At 54.9% G+C, this 22881-nt stretch carries 25 protein-coding genes and 3 pseudogenes; 22 read left to right on the top strand and 6 right to left on the bottom strand.

The genetic code is table 11. The annotated features are described in order from the left end of the window. The first annotated feature begins 19 nt into the window (after positions 1–19). From PUR_RS17480 to PUR_RS17470, 3 genes are read left to right on the top strand one after another with little or no spacing between them, the layout of a single operon-like run. A complete protein-coding gene (locus PUR_RS17480; RefSeq protein ID WP_179036350.1) occupies positions 20–229 on the top strand; it encodes a hypothetical protein in 210 nt (69 codons plus the stop codon). Between the two features lie 27 nt (positions 230–256). Beyond that, positions 257–1999 carry an ABC transporter ATP-binding protein gene (locus PUR_RS17475; RefSeq protein WP_179036349.1) on the top strand — a complete coding sequence of 581 codons (1743 nt, stop codon included), beginning with the start codon at positions 257–259 and terminating at the stop codon, positions 1997–1999. Further along, on the top strand, positions 1980–3833 hold the full coding sequence (locus tag PUR_RS17470; protein WP_179036348.1) for an ABC transporter ATP-binding protein: 1854 nt from the start codon (positions 1980–1982) through the stop codon (positions 3831–3833). The genes PUR_RS17475 and PUR_RS17470 overlap by 20 nt, the downstream gene beginning before the upstream one ends. A 59-nt stretch (positions 3834–3892) precedes the next feature. Here PUR_RS17470 and PUR_RS17465 read toward each other — a convergent pair. From PUR_RS17465 to PUR_RS17455, 3 genes and pseudogenes are all read right to left on the bottom strand, one after another. Beyond that, positions 3893–4311, bottom strand: a pseudogene (locus PUR_RS17465) (DUF1801 domain-containing protein). A gap of 47 nt (positions 4312–4358) precedes the next feature. Further along, entirely contained in the window at positions 4359–5522 is a 1164-nt protein-coding gene (locus PUR_RS17460) for an acyltransferase family protein (RefSeq protein WP_179036347.1), read from the bottom strand. 261 nt (positions 5523–5783) lie between these two features. Continuing rightward, positions 5784–6086, bottom strand: coding sequence for a DUF2627 domain-containing protein (locus PUR_RS17455; protein ID WP_124697566.1), 303 nt, complete (start codon positions 6084–6086; stop codon positions 5784–5786). 229 nt (positions 6087–6315) lie between these two features. On the opposite strand from PUR_RS17455, the gene lpdA reads away from it, so the two are divergent. The 7 genes and pseudogenes from lpdA to lipB all read left to right on the top strand — a co-directional run bounded on the left by lpdA (position 6316) and on the right by lipB (position 12883). Further along, positions 6316–7737, top strand: coding sequence for a dihydrolipoyl dehydrogenase (gene lpdA, locus PUR_RS17450; RefSeq protein ID WP_179036346.1), 1422 nt, complete (start codon positions 6316–6318; stop codon positions 7735–7737). Positions 7738–8092: 355 nt separating this feature from the next. After that, positions 8093–9118, top strand: a complete 1026-nt coding sequence (locus PUR_RS17445) for a thiamine pyrophosphate-dependent dehydrogenase E1 component subunit alpha (protein ID WP_179036345.1) — start codon at positions 8093–8095, stop codon at positions 9116–9118. 3 nt (positions 9119–9121) lie between these two features. Continuing rightward, positions 9122–10108, top strand: a complete 987-nt coding sequence (locus PUR_RS17440; protein ID WP_179036344.1) for an alpha-ketoacid dehydrogenase subunit beta — start codon at positions 9122–9124, stop codon at positions 10106–10108. Positions 10109–10125: 17 nt separating this feature from the next. Continuing rightward, positions 10126–10326, top strand: a complete 201-nt coding sequence (locus PUR_RS17435) for a hypothetical protein (RefSeq protein ID WP_179036343.1) — start codon at positions 10126–10128, stop codon at positions 10324–10326. A gap of 270 nt (positions 10327–10596) precedes the next feature. Continuing rightward, a pseudogene (locus PUR_RS26580) lies at positions 10597–10876 on the top strand (biotin/lipoyl-containing protein); the annotation flags it as partial. 135 nt (positions 10877–11011) lie between these two features. Beyond that, positions 11012–12049: a dihydrolipoamide acetyltransferase family protein gene (locus tag PUR_RS17430; RefSeq protein WP_442953728.1), complete on the top strand. Its 1038-nt coding sequence runs from the start codon at positions 11012–11014 to the stop codon at positions 12047–12049. A 114-nt stretch (positions 12050–12163) separates the two neighbouring features. Beyond that, positions 12164–12883, top strand: coding sequence for a lipoyl(octanoyl) transferase LipB (lipB, locus tag PUR_RS17425; protein ID WP_179036342.1), 720 nt, complete (start codon positions 12164–12166; stop codon positions 12881–12883). A gap of 70 nt (positions 12884–12953) precedes the next feature. Here lipB and prli42 read toward each other — a convergent pair whose 3' ends face one another. Next, entirely contained in the window at positions 12954–13055 is a 102-nt protein-coding gene (prli42, locus tag PUR_RS17420) for a stressosome-associated protein Prli42 (RefSeq protein ID WP_124697572.1), read from the bottom strand. Between the two features lie 64 nt (positions 13056–13119). On the opposite strand from prli42, the gene PUR_RS17415 reads away from it, so the two are divergent. Further along, positions 13120–14250, top strand: coding sequence for a M20/M25/M40 family metallo-hydrolase (locus PUR_RS17415; protein WP_179036341.1), 1131 nt, complete (start codon positions 13120–13122; stop codon positions 14248–14250). Positions 14251–14569: 319 nt separating this feature from the next. On the opposite strand, the gene PUR_RS17410 is transcribed toward PUR_RS17415, so the two are convergent. Next, positions 14570–14776 carry a hypothetical protein gene (locus PUR_RS17410; protein WP_179036340.1) on the bottom strand — a complete coding sequence of 69 codons (207 nt, stop codon included), beginning with the start codon at positions 14774–14776 and terminating at the stop codon, positions 14570–14572. Between the two features lie 75 nt (positions 14777–14851). On the opposite strand from PUR_RS17410, the gene PUR_RS17405 reads away from it, so the two are divergent. Genes PUR_RS17405 through spoIIM form a run of 3 tightly spaced genes read left to right on the top strand, consistent with a single transcriptional unit; the run spans position 14852 to position 17413 of the window. Continuing rightward, entirely contained in the window at positions 14852–15442 is a 591-nt protein-coding gene (locus tag PUR_RS17405) for an NUDIX hydrolase (protein WP_179036339.1), read from the top strand. Beyond that, positions 15433–16722 carry an endonuclease Q family protein gene (locus PUR_RS17400; RefSeq protein WP_232101545.1) on the top strand — a complete coding sequence of 430 codons (1290 nt, stop codon included), beginning with the start codon at positions 15433–15435 and terminating at the stop codon, positions 16720–16722. Before PUR_RS17405 ends, PUR_RS17400 begins: the two co-directional genes overlap by 10 nt. 55 nt (positions 16723–16777) lie before the next feature. Beyond that, the gene (gene spoIIM, locus PUR_RS17395) at positions 16778–17413 is read left to right on the top strand and encodes a stage II sporulation protein M (RefSeq protein WP_179036338.1); all 636 of its coding nucleotides are present in this window, start codon (positions 16778–16780) and stop codon (positions 17411–17413) included. A 68-nt stretch (positions 17414–17481) separates the two neighbouring features. On the opposite strand, the pseudogene PUR_RS17390 reads toward spoIIM, so the two are convergent. After that, a pseudogene (locus tag PUR_RS17390) lies at positions 17482–17700 on the bottom strand (tyrosine-type recombinase/integrase); the annotation flags it as partial. Positions 17701–17861: 161 nt separating this feature from the next. Here PUR_RS17390 and PUR_RS17385 point away from each other — a divergent pair. The 8 genes from PUR_RS17385 to deoB all read left to right on the top strand — a co-directional run bounded on the left by PUR_RS17385 (position 17862) and on the right by deoB (position 22812). Continuing rightward, a complete protein-coding gene (locus tag PUR_RS17385; RefSeq protein WP_179036337.1) occupies positions 17862–18212 on the top strand; it encodes a DUF898 family protein in 351 nt (116 codons plus the stop codon). A gap of 422 nt (positions 18213–18634) precedes the next feature. Next, the gene (locus tag PUR_RS17380) at positions 18635–18829 is read left to right on the top strand and encodes a hypothetical protein (RefSeq protein WP_179036336.1); all 195 of its coding nucleotides are present in this window, start codon (positions 18635–18637) and stop codon (positions 18827–18829) included. 10 nt (positions 18830–18839) lie between these two features. After that, positions 18840–19244 carry a YhjD family protein gene (locus tag PUR_RS17375; protein ID WP_179036335.1) on the top strand — a complete coding sequence of 135 codons (405 nt, stop codon included), beginning with the start codon at positions 18840–18842 and terminating at the stop codon, positions 19242–19244. Between the two features lie 13 nt (positions 19245–19257). After that, positions 19258–19416, top strand: a complete 159-nt coding sequence (locus PUR_RS17370) for a hypothetical protein (protein WP_179036334.1) — start codon at positions 19258–19260, stop codon at positions 19414–19416. 201 nt (positions 19417–19617) lie between these two features. Then, the gene (gene fur, locus PUR_RS17365; RefSeq protein ID WP_179036333.1) at positions 19618–20085 is read left to right on the top strand and encodes a ferric iron uptake transcriptional regulator; all 468 of its coding nucleotides are present in this window, start codon (positions 19618–19620) and stop codon (positions 20083–20085) included. A gap of 267 nt (positions 20086–20352) precedes the next feature. Further along, positions 20353–20586 carry a YqzK family protein gene (locus PUR_RS17360; RefSeq protein WP_179036332.1) on the top strand — a complete coding sequence of 78 codons (234 nt, stop codon included), beginning with the start codon at positions 20353–20355 and terminating at the stop codon, positions 20584–20586. Positions 20587–20650: 64 nt separating this feature from the next. Continuing rightward, entirely contained in the window at positions 20651–21544 is an 894-nt protein-coding gene (gene xerD / locus PUR_RS17355) for a site-specific tyrosine recombinase XerD (protein ID WP_179036331.1), read from the top strand. A gap of 89 nt (positions 21545–21633) precedes the next feature. Further along, positions 21634–22812 (top strand): phosphopentomutase, encoded by a 1179-nt coding sequence (gene deoB / locus PUR_RS17350; protein WP_442953727.1) that lies wholly within the window; start codon positions 21634–21636, stop codon positions 22810–22812. The last annotated feature ends 69 nt before the right edge of the window (positions 22813–22881 follow it).

Genomic DNA, 22881 nt, shown 5'->3' with positions numbered 1-22881 from the left:
AAGGAAGGAGCGGGATAGGATGACGGAGAAATCGGATGAAATCAAGGAACGGATCGCGAAGCTGAAAGCGGACGGCAAGCTGTCGGCGGAGGCCGAGGCGCTGCTGGATGAACTCATCGTAGAGTTTGCAGAGATGGAGCGGAGCAACAGGGCGCTGCGGAAGGCCGCGCTGAAGGCGGCGGGGGGACAGGCGATGTCCACTCGTTTGCGCGATGCGCTGTACGAATAGGGAGAAGCAGATTACGGAGGAAGGCGCATGTCCAATGTTCTTACGTTTCTAAAAAAATACCGGGCCGCGACCGTTCTTGCGCTGCTTATGATGCTCATTGAGCTGTCGGTGGAACTGTCGCAGCCGCTGCTGATTTCCAAAATCATCGACAACGGCATCCGGCAGCAGAATCTTGCCGTCGTCTGGCTGTGGGGCGGCATACTGGTTGGAAGCGCGGCTTTAGCCTTCACCGCCGGCATTCTCAGTTCGTTTTTCGCCTCGCACGCCAGCCAGGGCTTTGGCTTCGATCTGAGGGACAAGCTGTACGGGAAGGTGCAGTCTTTTTCGTATGAGGCGTTTAACCGGTTTGCGGCTTCAACGCTGATTACACGCTTGACGGGAGACGTGACGCAGCTGCAGGATATGGTCTTCTCAGGCCTGCGGTTTATGTCGCGCATTCCGCTTGTGGTCTTGGGCAGCGTGATTATGGGGCTTGTCGTCCAGTGGAGGCTGGGCTTGATCCTTGCGCTTAGTGTGCCGGTTATGATTGTTGTCTTGATCGTCCTAATGAAAGAATCGTCGCGGATGTTCCGTGCGGTCCAGAGCAAGCTGGACGGGGTAAACGGCGTCGTGCAGGAGAATTTGACGGGTATCCGGCTGATACGCGTCTTTGTTCGTATGAGCCATGAGATCGGCCGGTTTGCAGGTTACAGCAAAGATCTTATGAGAAGTACGGTATCCGCGCTGCGGCTTACGGAGACGACAATGCCATTCATTCTGCTGATGATGAACGGAGGCATTCTTGTGCTGCTGTGGTACGGCAGAATTGAAATCGCCGCCGGCGAGGCCACGCAGGGACAGACCGTCGCTGTGATCAATTACTCGCTGCGGACGATCGGAGGCTTGTCGGCTCTGTCCGGGATTGTCGCGGCGTATTCCAGAGCGCGCGCCTCCGCAATGCGTGTTTCGGAAGTGCTTGCGGTATCCGATACGGAAGAGACGGAGAACCGGCGGGAGCCCGTGAAGGCCGAGCGCATCCGGGGCGAGGTGCGCTTCGAGGAAGTGGGATTCCGCTATCCGGGCAGCGAGATCGAAGTCTTGTCGGAGCTTTCGTTTGCCGCCCGGCCGGGGGAACGGATTGCTATTATGGGAGCGACCGGTTCCGGCAAATCATCACTGGTCGGCTTGATTCCCCGGCTGTACGAACCGACGGCGGGAATGATTACGGTTGACGGGAAGGATGCACGGCAGATGAATTTGGCCGTGCTTCGCGGCGCCATAGGCTACGTGCCCCAGGAAGTGCTGCTCTTCTCCGGAACAGTGCGGGAGAATATCGCCTGGGGCAATGAACGCGCTAGCCTCGAAGAGATTGAAGCCGCCGCCCGGGCGGCGCAAATCCACGCGACAGTGCTTAATCTTCCGGACGGCTACGAGACGATACTCGGACAGCGGGGAGTCAATCTTTCGGGCGGACAGAAGCAGAGGCTCAGCATTGCCAGGGCCCTTGTCCGGAAGCCCCCCATCCTGATTCTTGACGACAGCACAAGCGCGCTTGACGCGGTCACCGAAGGAGAGCTGCTGGAAGCCTTGAGAGGCATGTCTTGCACGACATTTATCATTACGCAGAAGATCAGCTCGACCCGGAATGCGGACCTGATTCTTCTGCTGGACGAAGGCAGGCTGATTGCGAAGGGCAGTCACGGCGAGCTGCTTGCGCGATCCGCTTTGTACCGGAGCATATGCGAGTCGCAGAATGGAAAGGAGACGACAAATGTTCAAAACCTTACTTGAGCCGTTCCGCCATCCGCGTCCCGTGTTCGAGCTTGGCGAAAGCAAGGGATTGTCGTCGGGGCGGAAGCCTAGAGGGGCGGGTGCCAAAGACTGGTCCAGCACGCTGTGGCGGCTGTGGAACTATCTGGCCGAGCGAAGAATCAAGCTGATCCTGGTGCTGGTCATGGTGGTGTTCAGCTCGGGCCTCTCGCTCCTTGGGCCTTTTATGATCGGCAGGGCGGTGGATATCTACCTGGAGGGCGGAGGGAACCATTGGGGGCTCTATTTGACAGGACTGGGTGCGGTTTATGCGCTTTATTCACTGACGAGCTGGCTGCAAAATATATGGATGATCGAGATTTCGCAGGAAACGGTGTACCGGATGCGGACCGAATTGTTCTCCCATCTGCACCGGCTGCCAATCTCTTTCTTCAACCGGCGGCAGCAGGGCGAAATCATGAGCCGTCTGACCAACGATATTGAAAATGTCAGCTCCAACCTGAACAGCTCGGCCATCGAGATTTTCTCCGGCGTGCTGACCTTGGGCGGAACGGTGGTCGTCATGCTGTGGCTCAGTCCCCTCCTGACGCTGCTCACTTTCGTCGTAGTGCCGATTATGGCCTTCGGCATGCGCTGGATCACGCGGCGGACAGGCCCTCTGTTCAAGCAGCGGCAGCGGAACATGGGAGAGCTGAACGGATACATTGAGGAGACGCTGTCGGGTCAGCGCGTGATCAAGGCGTTCGGGCAGGAGCAGCGGGTGATCTCGGACTTTCGGGAACGGAATAACCGGATCATGCTTTCCGGATTTTGGGCGCAGTCGATCTCCGGCTTCATCCCGAAACTCATGAACGGGCTGAACAACCTGAGCTTTGCCATCGTCGCGGGATTCGGCGGGATTTTGGCGATAAGGGGCTCGATTACCATCGGGGTCATCGTTGTTTTTGTGGAATACACGCGTCAGTTTACCCGGCCGTTGAACGATCTGGCCAATCAATGGAACAGCGTGCTGTCTGCCATCGCAGGAGCCGAGCGGGTATTTGAAGTTCTGGACGAGGACACGGAGGCCAAGGATGAGAACGCCGCAGATTCGGTCGGGCAAATCCGGGGTGAGGTGAAGTTCCAGAGCGTTTCCTTCTCCTATAACGGAGACGCGGATACTCTCCGCGGCATCAGTTTTGAGGCCAGGCCCGGTGAGATGATCGCGCTGGTCGGCCAGACCGGCGCGGGCAAGACGACGCTGATCGGACTGCTGTCCCGCTTCTACAATCCGTCCAAGGGAACCATTACGATTGACGGGAAGGATCTGGCATCCATCCGCAGGGAAAGCCTGCGCAGCCAAATGGCGTTCGTTCTGCAGGATACGTTCCTGTTCAAGGGAAGCATCCGCGATAATATCCGCTACGGACGGCTGGAAGCCACCGACGAAGAGGTGGAAAAAGCGGCCAGATTAGCCAATGCCCACTCCTTCATCATGCGGATGCCGGGCGGATACGACCGGATGCTGTCGGCGGACGGAGGCGGAATCAGCCAGGGGCAAAAGCAGCTGCTGGCCATCGCCAGGGCGATTCTCGCTGATCCGGCCATGCTTGTGCTGGATGAAGCGACCAGCAGCATCGACACGGTGACCGAACTGAAGATTCAGGAGGGCCTGCAATCCCTGATGAAGGGGCGCACCAGCTTCGTCATTGCCCACCGGCTGAATACGATCCGCCAGGCGGACCGCATTCTTGTGCTGCGGGACGGGGAGCTTGTCCAGCAGGGAACCCACGAGGAGCTGCTGGACAAGGGAGGGTTGTACAACGAGCTGGTTTTGGGCGCGGCAAGGGCAGAGGCGAAGCGGCCGTTGTTATAATTCGTCCTCACCGCAGCGGGGATGACCCGGCCAACGTGCAGAACTCGTCCGTTCGCGTTTCACTTGTCCGGATAAGCTTTTTTCAGAAACGCTACCGATTGGGCAATCAGCGCTTTAAGTCAACCTTGATGTCAGCGACTTTATTGATATACACGCAGCCTTTTCCTGCCGTATATTTACCAAAGTCCGCGAGCAAAGCTTCGCGTTCCGTATCATAAGGCGCAAGATAAAGGCTGATCTTGGTTTTTCTGGGCGAAAAACCGACCAGCGGCGCATCGCCTTCGTGGCCCGTCGCATACTTATAGTGATAGGAGCCGAAGCCGATGATGCTGGGTCCCCACATTTTTGCGGGAAAGCCGGTTGTTTCCGTAAAGATGTCGAGCAGCATGTACGCGTCCTCGCGCTTCTTGGGGTGATCCACATTTTCAATAAACTCGATAACACTGTTGTCGTTTTCTTTCGTTTTTAATTCATACATTTTAGAAGCTCCTTTCCTCATTCGGCGCTAAGCGGCGGCAGCGAATATTAAACGACTTCTTGCGCTTCCTCCAGCTTGCGAGGGGGTCTGGTCGTCCATTTTTTTCCGAGCTCGATTGAAGGCTTTTCGATAAAATAGTATGACAGGCTGGAAGCGAGAAGCGACAGGCACATAGCGATGGAGAGCGTCGCCCACATAGGCAGCAGATTGTGGAAAGCATAGATGCAGGAGAACAGCGCCACCGAATGGTAAAGATATAGGCTGTAAGAGATGTCTCCCAGAAATCGAACCGGTTTTTTCCCGAGCAGATTTGAAATCTTGGGCGAAGACAATGTCGCCGTAATCAGGATGCAAACGCCAAACGCGATTCCCCAATCGGCAGCCAGCGACAGCCAAACCCCGCCCGCGGAGAACAGTCGTTTGAATACAGCATCGCCGATACCGGCGTAGGCATATACTATCAATCCGAGCAGCAATAAAGCAAACTTCATTTTAACACTTAACCGCAGCACTGCTGAAATGAGATTTACCCGATATTTGGCAACCAGCGCTCCCAGGATAAAGAACGAAAGATAGTGGAGAGTGAAATAGAGATTGGAGGAAATCGGACTCGGATTTGCCGGATGCGCAAAGTTGTTGAGCAAAATTGACGAACCCGATAAGAGCAGAGCCAAAGCGGCACTTGGCCTCCAACCGAAGTTCTTGATTAAAGGCATAATGAAGGGAAAGACGAGCGAGATTCTTAATTCGACGGACAATGACCACAGAACGGGGTCCAGCGCGTAATCTTTGAAGCTGCCGAGCAGAATAATATGATCCATAATCAGCCGGAAGGATAAGGGCGTGCTCCATACGTCATGAAAAAAAGAGCTGAATCCGGAGTCCGGTCCCGGACGGTAAAAAGCCAGGTAAGCCAAAATCGAGCACAAGACGGCGACAATATAAGGAATATAGATTCTGCACAGCCTCTTGATTAAAAAATGCGGGACATTCACTTTTTTATCAGCGGAGTAGAAGGGCAGCGACAGGACAAAACCGCTTAAGACAAAGAAAAAGATTACCGCCTCGTGGCCGGCTTTCAAGATTCGCAAAGGTGTGTAGTTTAACGCTTCAAGCCACAGCCATCCTGTAAAAATAAATACAAAATGATGGATTACGACGGTCAGCGCCGCAAGCCCTCTTAAGGAGTCCAGCTGATGGTATCTTTTCAAAACAAACACCTCCGCGATATTGTGTTTTGAATTTATTATACATATATTTGAAAATCGAGGAAATTATCCGTTAGTGTAAGATTCGGCTGGCGGCCGCCGTTTCGGATACGAATATTCACTAATAGATAGCGCAAGTTCGGTTTGGAGGGCCGGACGCGAAAAAGCAGCCATTCCGGGAATACTCTTGGAATCGGCTGCCGTTGATTGATGATAGCTGCTTTCAGATAGACGCCATGAGGTTGCAATGAACCGGAAGTACAATCAGGATGCGGGTTCGGAAGGAGGCTGCCCGGCTTTGCGCTTCTCCTTGAAGCGGGGGCCGACGTAATTGCGTTTGCGGTCGCGGGTCAGAATCCAGCCGCCGAGAAAGCTCATGCCCGCAGCGAACAGGACAAGTCCTCCGGCAAAATGCAGCCAGGCGAACGACGGCGTAGCCGTACGGTCTCCGTGCATGGCCAAATAGTTGAACAGATCGTCTTTCATCATTACGAAGCCCTTCATGGCGAGCAAGCCGGGAAACACCAGAATCAAGATGGCGATAAACCGGGAGAACAGCAGCTTCATGCACATTCCCTTCCTCTCCGTAGCTTTCGACAAGGGGATCGAACGGTTCTTCCTGCCTTTAATGATAACGCTTAGATTTTTAAAAGTCCATTGTCAAAGCGGCTGTTTGGAGGGGATTCGGCAGCTTTTCCGAAGAATTCTGGCCGGAGTTTTTCATATATGGGCAAAAGAGAGTACAATAGAATGGATTATGCGAAACATTGTGCAAAAGACTGGGGGATACATATTCATGACCATTTCATGTGACGTGGCGGTACTCGGCGGAGGAACCGGAGGCTACGTGGCGGCGATCCGCGCCGCACAGCTCGGCAAGTCGGTTGTCGTCATTGAACAGGACAAGCTCGGCGGGACCTGCCTGCACCGGGGCTGCATTCCAAGCAAATCGCTGCTGCGCAGCGCAGAGGTGTATGCGGAAATCGCGGGGAGCGAGGAATTCGGAATTGAAATTTCGGGCGTCAAGCTGGCATTCGGAAAAGTGCAGCGCCGCAAGGAAGCCATTGTGGAGCAGCTGCACCAGGGCGTTCAGTATTTGATGCGCAAAAATAAAATACAGGTTCTTAAAGGCAAGGGACGGGTTATCGGCCCTTCGATATTTTCTCCGCGCAGCGGGGCGGTCGCGGTGGAGCTGGAAGACGGCGATATGGAGACTGTGGTGCCAAGCCACCTTATCATTGCCACAGGGTCCCGTCCCCGCGCAATTCCGGGATTTGAGCCGGATGGACAGTTCATTCTGAGCAGCGAGGAAGCGCTCCGGATGGAGGAGCTGCCGGCTTCGATGCTAATCGTCGGCGGCGGCGTCATCGGTGTGGAATGGGCGTCGATGCTCGCCGATTTCGGCGTGCAGGTCACTATAGTGGAAGCGTCTGACCAATTGCTGCCGCGCGAAGACAAGGAAGTGGCGCGGGAACTTCAGCGTCTGCTGAAAAAACGCGGCGTGACTGTAATGACCGGCGTGACGGTCAACGGGGGAACAAGCCGGGTGACGGAAGAAGGCGTCAGCGTGGAAGTGACCAGGGGCGGAAAGACCGAGACGCTGTCCGCCGCCAAGCTTCTGGTATCGGTGGGAAGAACGGCCAATGTTCAAAATATCGGCCTGGAGAACACCGATATCCGCTTCGATAAAGGCGTCATCGAAGTGAACGCCAATATGCAGACGAACGAGCCGCATATTTACGCGATCGGGGACTGCATCGGGGGGCTGCAGTTGGCGCATGCAGCCAGCCATGAAGGCATTGTGGCGGTCAACCACCTGGCCGGAGAGCGGCTTCATCCGTATCATCCCCATCTGGTCCCGCGCTGTGTATATACGCGGCCGGAGGTGGCAAGCGTAGGATATACGGAGCAGGAGGCCAAAGACCTCGGCCGCGATGTCGCAATCGGCAAGTTTCCATTCTCTGCGATCGGCAAGGCGCTAGTGTACGGTTCGAAGGACGGATTTGTGAAGGTCGTCGCCGATAAGGCGAGCGGAGATATTCTTGGCGTTCAGATGATCGGCCCCCATGTGACCGATCTTATCGGCGAAGCCGCATTGGCCCAGCTGCTGGACGCGACGCCTTGGGAAATCGGCGAAGCGATTCATGCGCATCCTACGCTCTCCGAAATTGTCGGCGAAGCGATGCTCGCCGTGGACGGCAAGGCCATCGGCATTTGACGGCAGAAAGGTTGAAGGAAAGGGTACGGTTAGGATCTGCGGCACCCTGTCGCTGAAATCGGCGGGCAGACTGCCGGGGCTTTGGAGGGCTTCGCCGTTGCGGCGGGCCCTGCAGAGCGACGGTAAATCGTTCAAATATTCCGCAGCGCCCGGGGTGAGGGGCCGAAGCGGGGAATTCTGAAGCCGGCCCGCCGACATTCGGCGTAAACGGGCGCTAATCGGCTTTTCTTTTTGAAGTCAAACGCTATATAATAGACTCAAGCCCGATTAGTACCAGGTTTTAAGATCAGATCAATACATGATCTTCCAGTCTGCGGCGGAGTCGGGGCTTTACGAACAAGGAGGTACCTCTATAATGGATACGCAAGGTACTGTAAAAAAAGTGAACAGGCATGAACCGCTTGGACTCACCGACGGCCAAGTGATCGACATGTACCGATATATGATGCTGGCCCGCAAATACGACGAGCGCAGCCTGCTGCTCCAGCGGGCCGGGAAGATCAACTTCCACGTCTCCGGCATCGGACAGGAAGCGGCGCAAGTGGCTGCCGCTTTTGCGCTGGACCGGGAGAACGATTATTTTCTGCCGTATTACCGCGACTATGCTTTTGTCCTCACCGTCGGCATGACGACCCGCGAACTGATGCTGTCGGTGTTCGCCAAGGCTGAGGACCCGAACAGCGGCGGACGGCAGATGCCGGGCCATTTCGGCAGCAAGCGGCTGCGCATCGTTACCGGTTCAAGCCCCGTAACAACGCAGGTTCCGCATGCGGTCGGCTTTGCGCTGGCCGCCAAGATGCGAAAGCAGAAGTTTGTCTCTTTCGTCACGTTCGGTGAAGGTTCTAGCAATCAGGGTGACTTTCATGAAGCGTGCAACTTTGCGGGAGTCAACAAGCTCCCGGTTATTATTATGTGCGAGAACAACCAGTACGCGATCTCGATTCCGGCTCACCGCCAGCTTGGCGGCAAGGTCAGCGACCGCGCGCTTGGCTACGGCTTTCCGGGCGTCCGCGTGGACGGCAACGACCCGCTGGAAGTTTACCGCGTTGTCAAGGAAGCCCGCGAGCGGGCACTTGCCGGCGAAGGCCCGACATTGATAGAAGCGATGATGTACCGCCTGTCCCCGCATTCCACATCAGACAACGATCTCGCGTACCGCACCAAGGAAGAGGTCGAGGAGAACTGGAAAAAGGACGGCTTGGCCCATTTCCGCAATTATTTAACGGATCTTGGCCTGTGGGACGATGAACAAGAACGCGATTTCGCCGCCCAGTGCAATCTGGAACTTAAAGAAGCGATCGAATACGCCGACAATGCGCCGTTCCCGAAACCGGAAGATACGCTGCTGCATGTGTACAGCGAATCCGAGGAAGGGGTATAACTCATGGCGATGATGGAATATATCGATGCCATCCGGCTGGCGATGAAGGAAGAAATGGAGCGCGACGACTCTGTCTTCGTTCTCGGCGAGGATGTCGGCGTCAAAGGCGGCGTGTTCACCACGACGAAGGGACTGCAGGAGCAGTTCGGCCAGGAGCGCGTGCTGGATACGCCGCTTGCCGAATCTGCGATTGCCGGCGTGGCGATCGGGGCCGCGATGTACGGCATGAAGCCGATCGCGGAAATGCAGTACTCTGATTTCATGCTTCCGGCAACCAATCAGATCATCAGCGAAGCGGCCAAAATCCGCTACCGCTCCAATAACGACTGGAGCTGTCCGGTCGTGATCCGTGCGCCGATCGGCGGCGGTATTTTCGGTGGACTGTATCATTCTCAGTGTCCGGAATCAATCTTCTTCGGAACACCCGGCCTGAAGATCGTGGCCCCATACTCGGCCTACGACGCGAAAGGGCTGCTGAAGGCCGCCGTCCGCGATCCCGATCCGGTTCTGTTCTTCGAGAACAAGAAATGCTACAAGCTGATCAAGGAAGACGTTCCGGAGAGCGACTACACCATTCCCATCGGCGAAGCGAATCTGCTGCGCGAGGGCGATGACATCACGGTGATCGGGTACAGCCTGCCGCTACATTTTGCGATGCAGGCGGCGGAGGAACTGGAACGCGAACAGGGCATTACGGCGCATATTCTCGATTTGCGCACTCTGCAGCCGCTGGACCGTGAGGCAATCACGGCAGCCGTGCGGCGGACCGGCAAGGTGCTGATCGTGCACGAGGACAACAAAACGGGCGGCGTCGGCGCCGAGGTTGCGGCGATTATCGCCGAGGAGTGCCTGTTCGAGCTGGACGCGCCGATCTTCCGCCTGTGCGGGCCGGATGTTCCGGCGATGCCGATCAGCCCGCCGATGGAGAAATTTTTCATGCTTAGCAAGGATAAGCTGAAAGCGGAAATGCTGCGCCTGGCGCAGTACTAGGGGCTTAAGGGCAATTAATGAGCCGAAAGAGGTTGCGAAGCGTAAAGCAGCCGACGGCTGCCCGGCAGGATGGCCGGTTGACGACCGGTGAGAAGGCCCAAGGCATAGAAGCGTTAGGACGGATCTACCGGTTGGAGTGCCAAGGCGCATTGCTGACTGGACGCGCATCAGTGGAAGATCTAGTCGTAAGAGCTGCTCCGATGGGCGACCCCTTTTAAGGGGAAAACTCCAGCTAATTCGAACTTTCGTGAACAAATTAGCCGATTAACTGGAATTGTTCCCGCTTATTTAGCCTATCCGGCCAAAAGTGATGATTTATTAGTGAATGAACTGGAGTTTTTCCATCTAATGTGATGAGAAACGCTCAAATCCATAGAATTAGCGGGAGAAATTCCCGCTGACGTTTGGGAACAAGGTTCAAGATGTTTACAAAGTGCAAGTAATGAAGACACGGTCTTGCGTGAGCAGGACGTTTAAGGAGTGAAAGTATGACCGACAACAAGCAGTTGACGGACGTGACGATGCCGCAACTCGCGGAGTCGCTTGTATCGGCAACGATCGGCAAATGGCTGAAGAAGCCGGGCGACCCGGTGGAACAGTATGAGCCGCTCTGCGAAGTGATTACAGATAAAGTTAACGCCGAGCTGCCGTCCACCGTGGACGGAGTTATGGGCGACATTCTGGCGGAGGAAGGGCAGACGGTCGCGGTCGGCGAAGTAATCTGCCGGATCGCCGTGCCCGCTCCGGCGGCTCCGGCCCCGGCCCCGGCTTCGGCGGCCCCCGAAGCCGCCGCTCCCGCGCGCGCCGCAGCGCCGCAGCGCGGTTTCCGCCGCCGCAGTACCGGCGGCGGTCCAACATGCGGCATCGGGCGCAGCCCATGCCGCGTACGACCCGGACGCGCCGATGCGGGCGCGTTATTCCCCGCTGTGCAGAGCCTCGCGGCGCAGCACAGCATTGATTGATCTGTCCGCCGTGCCGGGCACCGGCCTAGGCGGACGTGTCACGCGCAAGGACGTGCTGGCGTTCCTTGCGAACGGCCCTGCGGCTGCGCCTGCGCCGCAGAGCAGCCCCGCGCCGCATCCGGCGGCCGGCGCAGCGGCGCAGCCGCAAGGCGCGGTGTCCATCGCGCCGCAAGCGGGAGCGCCTGCACCTGCGCCGCAGGAGACGCTGCCGCCCGTCCGGCATTCCGGGCTGCATCTGTCTCAGTCGCCGCGCATCCCCGAAATTGAGGTCGAGAGCGGCCGATCCGAATATCTGATCGACGTGACGCCGATCCGCAATACGATCGCTTCGCGGATGCGCCAGAGCGTTTCGGAAATTCCGCATGCCTGGACAATGATCGAGGTGGATGTGACGAATCTCGTGCTGCTTCGCAACAAGCTGAAGGACGAATTCAAGCGCCGGGAAGGGATCAATCTGACCTATCTCGCTTTCTTGATGAAAGCCGTCGTCAGCGCGATTAAAGATTACCCGATCATGAATTCCGTTTGGGCGGTTGACAAAATCATCGTCAAGCGGGACATCAATATTTCACTGGCGGTCGGCACCGAGGATTCGGTCTGGACCCCGGTCATCAAGAAAGCGGATCAGAAGAACGTGGCGGGTCTTGCCCGCGAAATCGAAGAACTGGCGATGAAGACACGCGAGGGCAAGCTGCGCGTTGAGGATATGCAGGGCGGAACCTTTACCGTTAACAATACCGGCTCATTCGGCTCGATTCTGTCTTATCCGATCATCAATTATCCGCAGGCGGCCATTTTAACCTTTGAATCGATTGTGAAAAAGCCTGTCGTCATCAACGATATGATCGCCGTCCGTTCCATGGCCAATATATGCCTATCGCTGGACCACCGGATTCTTGACGGCGTCATCTGCGGCCGATTCCTGCAGCGGGTGAAGGACAACATCGAAGGCTATAGCCTGGATACGAACGTCTATTAAACGCAGTTGACACCGGCAAGTCCGGGTGGGGAATCATACAGACCGCCCGGACATATGGAAATGCCCCTTTTGTTACTGGCTCCGTGAACATCGCGGGAAGGGAGATGTTTAAGCATGAACAGCACAGAACCTCGAAAGCTGGAAATATCCTATTTTCCCATGATCGAATACGGCCGGGCCTGGGATCTGCAAAAAGAGTCCGTTCGCTCCATCGACGCCGGCGAGTGTCCGGAACGGCTGATCTTTTTGCAGCACCCGCCAACCTATACGATCGGATCGCAAAATCACCCCGAGCACCTTCTTCTTAATGCCGAGCAGCTTCGGGAGGAAGGGATTTCGGTGTTTGAAATCGACCGCGGAGGGGACATTACATATCATGGACCGGGCCAGCTTGTCGGTTATCCGCTGCTGCGGATCGGCGAGCAGGGCCGAGTAGATCTTCACGGTTATCTGCGGTCGCTGGAACAGGTAATCATCGATTACCTTGCTACCTTCGGGATTGAGGGCGGGAGAAAGCCGGAGTATACGGGAGTTTGGGTAGGCGACGTGAAAATATGCGCCATCGGAGTCAAATTCAACAGAAGCCGTGCAGGCAAAGGTTTTGTGACCAGCCACGGCTTTGCTTTTAATATCCGGGAGGGCATCGGGGAGGAAGGCTTCCGGGGAATCATTCCCTGCGGCATTTCCCAGTACGGGGTTACCTCGCTGGAAGAGTGCACAGGCCGCCGGTTTGATGTCGAAGAGGTCGCCGCGGCGCTCATTCCCCATTTTCTGAACATTTTCCCTTATGGCAAAATCGAATCGGACTGGGCGGAGGCTCAGGCTGACAAATAAACGAAGAGCAGCGCAAAAACAGCGGCCCGGATATCCGGACCGCTGGAATAAGCAGGAGTAGCCGTATAAGTCATCCGGCGAGGAAAGGCTCGATGACTACCATAAGCGTGGAGGCGACCATTGCCAGCAGCATGACATAAATAAAGATGCGGAACCATTTTTGACGTTGCATGAGTGACTCCTTTGAAATTAGTTTAATCCCATTGTAACGTATACTTGAAAGCGAGGGAAGTCCGGTGGTAGTACAAGACCGATTGATTCAGGAGTTTATGGAGCTTGTCCAGATCGACAGCGAGACGAAAAATGAACGGAACATCGCCGATCACCTGATCGCCAAATTCAAGGAGCTTGGACTGGAAGCCGTAGAAGATGATTCACAGGAAAGAACCGGGCACGGTGCGGGCAATCTGATTGTGACATGGCCTGCGGAGAATGCAGCGGAGGACGATCCCAAGCTGCTGTTCACCTGCCATATGGATACGGTCGTTCCAGGCCAGGGAATTAAACCGACGCTCGGCGAAGACGGCTGGATTACGAGCGACGGCACGACCATCCTCGGGGCGGATGACAAAGCGGGTCTGGCCGCGCTCTTTGAAGGCATTCGGGTAATCAAGGAACAAAATATTCCGCATGGACAAATTCAGTTCGTGATCACGGCGGGCGAGGAGTCCGGGCTGGTCGGATCCCGTTCGCTGGACCCGAAATATTTAGACGCGGATTTCGGCTTTGCGCTTGATTCCAACGGCGAAATCGGCGCCATCGCGGTAGCCGCTCCGACGCAGGCGAAGATTCAGATGCAGATTTTCGGCAAATCGGCCCACGCCGGCGTCAATCCCGAAGACGGCATCAGCGCTATCCAGGTGGCCGGCAAGGCGATTGCCGCCATGAAGCTCGGGCGCATCGACAGTGAGACGACTGCCAATATCGGCAGGTTTGCGGGCGGCGGCCCGACGAATGTCGTCTGCGATCATGTGCAGCTGGACGCCGAAGCGCGGAGCATTGTCCAGGAAAAGGTCGATCTGCAGCTGGCCCAGATGCGCGAAGCGCTGGAAACGACGGTGCGCGAGTACGGCGCGGAATGCGAATTCAGAAGCGAGATCATTTACCCGGCGTTCAGCTTCAACGAGCATGATCCCATTGTTCAGCTGGCTGAGCGGGCCATCTCGTCGATCGGCTTGACCCCGAGAAGTTTTCCATCGGGCGGCGGAAGCGACGCCAATGTATTTAACGGGCTGAAGGTGCCGACGCTGAATCTGGCGGTTGGATACGAGAATATCCATACGACCAAAGAACGGATCAAGGCCGAGGATATCGTTAAGGCGTCCGAACTGGTCGTGGCGATTGTTAAAGAAAGCGTCAAAAAATAGAGGCAAAGCAGCGGCCCGGCCAACTCTTGTAAAGAATAGAGCCGTTAGCGGCCGCAATGCAGCGAGAAGCTGCTCTATGGACCGGAATCCCGGTATATAGAGCAGCTTTTTTCGAAATATCAGAAAGTATAAGCTTCGCGCTTATCCTTAACCTGATATTTTTACGAGAAACGGATGCCTTCCTCTTCCAGAGGACGGCGAAGCCGTTTCTTCTTATGTTTTCAGCAAGAAGGGAAAATCACGAGGGAAGGCCGGCTGCCGGACCTGTGATTACGGATCGGCTCGTCGGATGCGGCGGATCAGCCCGAGGGCGGTTTGGTTATATGGCGTGCAGCGCCACGCCCGGCTGCGTACGGTTCTCAGAGCAGGGTTTGAGATATTCCCGGCTGTGCAGCGACAACACATACGCCAGCGGCATATCCGGCCCAAACCGTTGCTGGAAGGCGAGCAGCTGCTTTCGGATTTGATCCGGCTTTCCGGAGAGAAACAAGCCGGTACGGCGAGTACGGCCTACCCTGTTATTCATGACGGTTTCCTTCTTTCTCTTGAAGTTTGCTATAATACACCGTATGCAGACCAGAGATAAAGGAGACCTGAAAATATGGAAAATCAAGGAACAAGAGTAGAAAAAGAATGGCCGGCCAATCCGGCGCTGGACGAGACTACGGTATCTACCCAGCCTATTTTTGAAGGCAGAGTAATAACGCTGCAGGTGGACACGGTGACCCTGCCGGACGGCAACACCGCAACCCGGGAAGTGGTCAAGCATCCGGGTGCGGTCGCTGTCCTGGCCCTGAATAAGGGAAAGATGCTCGTTGTCGAACAATTCCGCCAGCCGATGGGTCGAACCGAAGTGGAGATTCCGGCAGGCAAGCTGGACCCCGGCGAAGACCCGCTGGAAGCCGCCGGACGAGAACTGCATGAAGAGACGGGATTTCACAGCGGCGATCTGTTCCTGCTTAAATCGTTCTATACCTCTCCTGGCTTTGCCGACGAGATTATTCATCTGTATGTGACGGAGAATGCGCAGAGCGGAGAAATGTCGCTGGACGAGGATGAATTCCTGGTCGTGTCGGAGCTGACGCTGGAGGAAGCGTACGAATATATTGCCGATGGGCGGATCGCCGATGCGAAGACCATAATGGCGGTTTATGCCTGGCATTTGCACACGCTGACCGGGAAATGGAACTAGAGCGGAAGAAGCCGGCTCAGGCGGGATGGAATGCCGGAGGAGAGCCGTCGGCTCTGACGGGCAGTCAAAAATCGGCCGCGGAACCGGCGCTTTCCCGCTATTACTGCGATCTGCATGTCCATATCGGCAGAACGTCGGAGGGCCGGGCAGTCAAGATCAGCGGCAGCCGCGATTTGACCTTTTCAGGGATTGCCCGGGAAGCCGCCGAACGCAAGGGCATCGGATTAATCGGCATTATCGACAGCCATTCGCCTTCCGTACAGCGGGATATTATGCGCTGTCTTGATGAAGGCGAGATGACGGAGGTCGAAGGCGGCGGCATTGCGTACCGGGGGACGGCCATCGTACTCGGGTCGGAGATCGAAATCCGCGAGCCCGGGCGCAAAGAATGCCATGTGCTGGCCTTTATGCCCGATCTTAACACGATGAGCGAATTCAGCGCCTGGATGGGGCGCCATATGAAGAACGTGGGCCTGAGCTCCCAGCGTATCTACGTCCCGTCCATGGAGCTTCAGGAGGAGATATACGGCCGCGGGGGGATATTGATACCCGCCCATATTTTCACGCCGCATAAGGGTCTCTACGGCTGCGCCACCGAGCGGATGGCCGAACTGTTCGATCTCCGGCGGATTGCTGGAGTGGAGCTCGGCCTAAGCGCGGATTCAGAAATGGCCGGCTATATTTCCGAGCTCGATCCGTTTACGTTCCTGACGAATTCCGACGCGCATTCACTGGGCAAGATCGGCCGCGAATATAACGAAATGAAGCTTGCCGCTCCTTCGCTTACGGAGCTGCGGCTCGCGCTGGAACGCCGCGAAGGCCGAGGGGTTACGGCCAATTACGGGCTGAATCCCCGGCTGGGCAAGTACCACCGCACCTACTGCGCCGGATGCGGCAGCATTATCGACGAAGCTTATGCGACCTCGCAGCGGTGTCCGTACTGTGGCTGCACCAAGCTCGTTCAGGGCGTGCTGGACCGGATTCTGAGTATCGCGGACAGGGAGGAGCCGGTTGTTCCCGGTTACCGCCCGCCGTACCGTTACCAGATTCCGCTGGAATTCATCCCGGGCCTGGGCAAGGCGAAGATGAATCTGCTGCTTGAAGCCTTCGGGACCGAGATGAATATTCTCCACGAAGCCGGCGAGGAGGAGCTGGCCGCGGTGGTCGGCGCCGAATTGGCTTCAAAGATCGCCGCCGCCCGCTCCGGAACGCTGGAACTGACCGCCGGCGGGGGAGGCACATACGGCCGAGTCGCCGTACCGTCCAAGGACAAGTCATAGAGCGGGACGTTTCTTCATATGGTGTATCATGTGACCAGGAGAGGAGAACGTCCCGATGCGGAACTTCCGTCATATGATTAAAGAGCAGACGCCGCTTTATATTTTTGTCGCCGTATTATTTTTGGTAGGGGTCGTCTTCGGCGCCCTGATCGTCAGCGCGCTGACGATGGACCAGCAGCAGGAGCTCACTGATTATCTGGGCAATTTCTTCGTGACGGTAGATCAGCACGGGCTGCCCGCGGCGCCGGAATCGTTCTGGAGCATCGCCGGGCTTCATCTGAAATGGATCGGCCTGATCTGGATTCTTGGCCTGTCGGTCATCGGGCTTCCCGGCATTCTTATTCTGGATTTCCTTAAGGGGGTGCTGATCGGCTTCACGGTCGGCTGCCTGGTAAGCCAATATTCGTGGCACGGCCTGCTGTTCGCGCTCGTGTCGGTCGCACCTCATAATATGGTTGTAATTCCGGTGCTCCTCGTTTGCAGCGCGGCGGCAATCGCGTTCTCCCTGCTTATGATCCGCAGCAGAGTGGTCGCGCGCCATCCGCTCAGCGTCGGTCGTCCTTTTGCCATGTATACGCTGCTGTCGTTTATCATGGCCCTTCTCATTCTCGGCGTATCCTCCTTCGAGACCTGGGTCACTCCGACTATGATGAGATGGATTACTCCTATGCTTGTATCGAAAGGCTTGTAAGTATTGATTTTATAGGGTTTTTAGAGTGTTGGTAGTAGCGTAAAATAACGAAAAAATCACAATCTCTGCTATTCTTGCGGATTGAGGATGCTCTCGAAGTGAATCTTCACTTTCTCGGTGGCGTCCTTTTTCATTTTATTGGTTACATGAGTGTATAGCTTAAGCGTGGTTTTTTCATCGTCGTGACCGACCCGCGCCATGATGGTCGCCAGATCGACGCCAGCTTCGGTTAGCATACTCACATGAGTATGCCGGAAAATATGGGGCGTAGCCTTCCTCTGGATGGATGCCGTTTTAGTAGCACATCCTTAATGATTCGACAAGATTCTCCTAAAGGAGAGGCTTTTTGTTGTTATATGAGCAACAAATATAGCAATATGTGACATATGTATTAGGAAATATTACCTATAGAACAGATAATATAAGATAGAAAATCTGAAAAGGGTAGATGATTTTGGGGACTGCAATTAATTTAAATGTAAATGTTCAGGGAGCTGAAGCAGGGGAATCCTATTTTGATGGGGGGTTAGCACAGTACATAGGCTGGTGCATCTTAGGGAGTATCGTAACATTTATAACAATTGGTATTTGCTATCCTTGGGCGCATGTTGTCCTTTATAGATGGAAGGTCGAGCACACCGTTATTAACGGAAGAAGACTTCGTTTTGATGGGACAGCTGTTCAGCTTTTCGGCAACTGGGTTAAATGGTGGCTGCTTTCTGTTATCACGCTCGGAATTTATTCCTTCTGGCTTTATATTAAGCTCGAACAATGGAGAGCGAAGCATACACATTTTTAAACTAAATTAAAATACAAGTCCTGATAACCTTTAAGGTCGTTAGGACTTTTTCGTATTTCAGAGATCAACAGCTTCCCATCCTGTCGGCAGCGGATCTCTGAAATATGCTCCAAGCCTTCTGATACAATATGAGTCAACTGTAGCTCTTTGATATCGACCAAGATGCTCAACTCTCAGCGGTTTTTTATACTAAAAAAGATCCCTCTGTTTTGGCAGCGTTGCCGTAACTCAACAAGGAAAGAGGCCGTTCTATGACATAGAATCACCTCTCTTTAATTATATCGTTTGAAATAAAGGAGAAGGGCAGGTGAGTCTTGGAGAGGACCTATCCAGGCAAAGCGCAGGATATTTTTATGCATTGCATAAAGAACGAATGTTCGCATATAATACAAACAAATGTTCCTATTTTGGAGGCGTATATTATGCACATGCGAGCAGGCCAAACTGTGGAAATTGTGTATATAGCGAAGGATGAAAAGATCACGCAGCGCCGGATCGAAGTCAAAGGCATCAAAGACGGCCGCATCCGGGCGACGTGCCTAACGACCGGCGCGCCGCGGGTATTCCTGGTGGCCAATGTATTGGCATGGCGGCCGATTAGTCAGGCAGCTGGTTAAGGAGAGCGGCATGAGCACGTTAGACGGAAATCAACACAATGTAATTAATAACGAGGATCGCTCACTACTAAGGGACTACATTTTGACCGGCCATATTGAAACAATGGTTCAAAAAAGCGTATCCGAAATCGAATACTCCACCAACATCCTCAAACGCCTGTACCTTGTTGCCGGTCATTATATCCTGGAGCAGATCGCACAAGACTTACGCAGGCTGCGCAGGGATCTCAAACAGCGAAATATCAAGTTTGTAAAGGATGAGCAGGACGATCTGATCGTATATCATTATTTTACTTGCCGGGGATACCAGGAGCGATTCCCGATGACCCGCGATTTAATGCGGGCTGAGATAAGCGTGAGGCTGACGCGATACATTGCGGATGCAGGCGAGCTATTAAAGATAGGAAGTACATAAGGAGGGAAGCGCGATGAATCAAGAAATTCGATCCCGTGAAAGAACAAGCTTAAGCAAACAAGAGTGGGAATTGATTGATCGTGCGCTTTATTATTCGCAAAAAGAGTCTGCTCCTACGATTGGGATTGGATCGACATGGATGAGATTATTTCTGCTGCTACATAAAAAGTAAAAATAGACTTAGAAAATGGAAAAAAACGAACCGGAATTTCAATTAAATGATGAGATGGGTGGCTCCCGCTTTGGTGCAGTCGGCGCCGGATGTTAACGGGCGTTAAAAGCGTTTGACTTCTCAAAGTTACTCCCCCTATAATGAAAGAAGCGGCTTTTATAGAGAAGATATCGTTAATTTTCCTGGGGGGAGGGACTGGCTATGGAAGACCGGATCGACAAAATTAAGCAGCAATTGCAATCGCAAGGATACAAGCTTACACCCCAACGGGAAGCAACCGTCCGCGTTCTGCTGGAGAACGAGGAAGACCATCTAAGCGCCGAAGACGTGTTCATGCTCGTAAAGGAGAAGGCTCCCGAGATCGGTCTTGCCACCGTATACCGCACCCTTGAGCTCCTAAGCGAGCTTCATATCGTGGAGAAGATCAACTTCGGCGACGGTGTCGCCAGGTACGATCTGCGAACGGATACCTCAAAGCATCATCATCATCATTTGATTTGTGTACAGTGCGGCAGCATGGATGAAATTCGTGAAGACTGGCTCGGTTCGCTGGAGGAGAAGCTGGATAAGGAATTCAATTTCTCTGTAATCGACCACAGGCTTGATTTTCACGGGATTTGCTACCGCTGCAGGGAGAAGAATAATTCGGACGGCAACCGAGCCAACTGAATTCATAGAACTAAGCAAGCAAGTGAATAGAAGACGCACCGAAAGCTCTTTCCGGCTTATTGCCGGAGAGGGCTTTTTTAATAATGTTAAAGGAAGGCAGGGGGCGCCAAACGGCGCCTTTCTTAATGGCCGTACATAGCGGAAAGATATACATAAGGGAGCCGGAAAACACATAAAGTGAAGGACGGGGATTGTCCGTAAAGTGGAAAAACGTGCGGAAATCAGCCGGCAGCTGAATTAAAGTCCTTTTGCGGGAGGAATGCGAACATGATCATTTCTGTACCCAAAACGCTTCGGCGGCTCCTTTTTATTGTGATATTTGTCGCGCTGAGCTGCCTGTTCTATAATATAATGGACCTGCTTCACAGCTGGATGGGTCCTGTGCCCGATCCGGATATTCCGGAAGGTTCGGCGGTGCGGGCGTTTAGCGGGATTCAGCCCGGGGGCGGGGCGATGAATCCGGCGGAGCGGCTGCGCCTGTATTACTGGTACGGAGAATGAAAGCCTTCCGGGCAGGAAATCTTTAACCGCACCTAAGCGGCGCGCAAGGCGGGAGTGTTCAATAATGAAGTCAACATTACAGGATTTTTTACAATATCTTTCCCGTGAAAAAAACGTATCGCCCAGCACTCTGGAATCCTACGGCCGCGACGTCTCCCAGTTCCTTGACTTTGCCGCAGGGCGGGGCGTCGAAACGCCGGACGAATTCCGAAAGCCGTTGATAACGCTCTATCTCGGCGGACTTAAGGCGGCAGGCCGGGCGGCTGCGACGATTAACCGGAACACGGTCTCGATCCGTGCCTTTTTTCATTATCTGCTTAAAGAACGGCTGATCGCCGCGGACCCCACGCTAGAGATGGAAGCGGTAAAGCCGGAGAAGAAACCGCCCGTGATTCTCAGCTTGGACGAGGTGGAGCGGCTGCTGGCAGCGCCCGACGTCTCCACCGCACACGGTCTGCGGGACAAGGCGATGCTTGAGCTGTTGTATGCGACAGGAATCCGTGTATCGGAGCTGGTTATGCTTGATGCGGGCGATGTGCAGACCGCGCTAAGATTTGCTCGGTGCTCCGGCTCTGGCGGCAAGGAGAGGGTGGTTCCGATCGGAGTCATTGCTTCCGAATCCGTAGAGGCCTATCTTAAGAGCAGCCGGGACAAGCTTCTTCGCGAAGATAAGGATGAACCGGCACTGTTTCTGAATAGTCTCGGCGGCAGACTGACCCGGCAAGGGTTCTGGAAAATGATCAAAAAATACGCGAAGGAAGCGAATATACGCCAGGATATTACCCCGCATACGCTGCGGCATTCGTTCGCCGCCCATCTGCTTGAGGGAGGAGCCGATCTGCGCTCCGTACAGCAGATGCTCGGACATGCCGATATATCGACGACGCAAATGTACAGCGGCATCGCGCGCGGGAACATGAAGGAAGTATATGAAAGACACCATCCCCGGGCGCGGTAACGCAAGGTAAGCGCTCCTTTTTTCCGGGGCATTATATGGATGACGAACAAGAACGAAAAGATTTCTTACGATGAAGGAGCGTGGATGAAGTGTCCTCTTTTAAGCGGATTTGCTTTATCGTACTTGACAGTGTGGGCATAGGAGAAGCGCCGGACGCCGCCGGATTCGGCGATGTGGGCGCGCACACGCTGGGACATATTTTGGAGCGGAACCCTGGGCTTAAGCTGCCGAATATGCAGCGTTTGGGCCTGGCGAATATCGCCCCCCTGCCGCCGCTTGAGCCGGTTCAGGCACCGGAAGGCTATTATGGAAAGATGCAGGAGGTTTCCGTCGGCAAAGATACGATGACTGGCCACTGGGAACTGATGGGTCTAAAGATTGAAACGCCGTTCAATACATATCCGGACGGCTTTCCGGCTGAGCTGATTGCCAAATTCGAAGCGGCGACGGGCCGTAAAGTTCTCGGCAATAAGCCCGCTTCCGGCACGGAAATTCTCGTGGAATACGGAGAAGAGCAGATGAAGACGGGGGCTTGGATCGTCTATACCTCGGCGGACAGCGTATTTCAGCTGGCTGCGCATGAAGAGATCATCCCGCTGGACGAGCTGTACCGCGCCTGCCATATCGCCAGGGAGCTGACGATGGCGCCGGAATTCTCGGTAGGCCGGGTCATAGCCCGCCCGTACATTGGGGAGCCGGGGAATTTCACCCGTACGCCGAACCGGCATGATTATGCGGTGAAGCCGCCGGAGCCGACGGTAATGAACGCGCTGGCTGACATCGGCAGGGATGTGATCGCCGTAGGCAAGATCGACGATATTTTTTCGGGCGAGGGTGTAACGGCGGCCTACCCAACCAAGAGCAATGAACATGGTATCGAAGTAACGATTGAACAGCTCCGTAAGCCCTTTGAAGGGCTGCTGTTCACAAACCTCGTCGATTTCGATTCCTTGTACGGACACCGGCGCGATCCGGAAGGGTACGGCCGTGCTCTCGAAGTATTCGACAAAGCGCTGCCGGACATTATATCCGCCTTGGGCGAGGACGATCTGCTGATTCTGTCCGCCGATCACGGCAACGATCCCGTGCACAGCGGAACCGACCATACCCGCGAATATGTCCCTCTGCTGGTCTATGGTCCGAAGCTACAGGCACCGGACAGCCTTGGCGTTCGCACGACTTTCTCCGATGTGGCGGCGACAATCGCCGATAATTTCGGAGCGGCGGCACCGAAGTATGGGACAAGCTTCCTTGGAGAGCTGAAGTAGCCCCCGGAGAGGCGGCATGAAAGGGCATTTTTAGGAATCCGTATCTTTTCACATACAACCAACCCTACT

This window comes from Paenibacillus sp. URB8-2 (genome assembly GCF_013393385.1).
Classification (GTDB): domain Bacteria; phylum Bacillota; class Bacilli; order Paenibacillales; family Paenibacillaceae; genus Paenibacillus_AQ.
The sequence above is the reverse complement of the archived record's forward strand: the minus strand, read 5'-3'. Positions and strand labels throughout refer to the sequence as shown.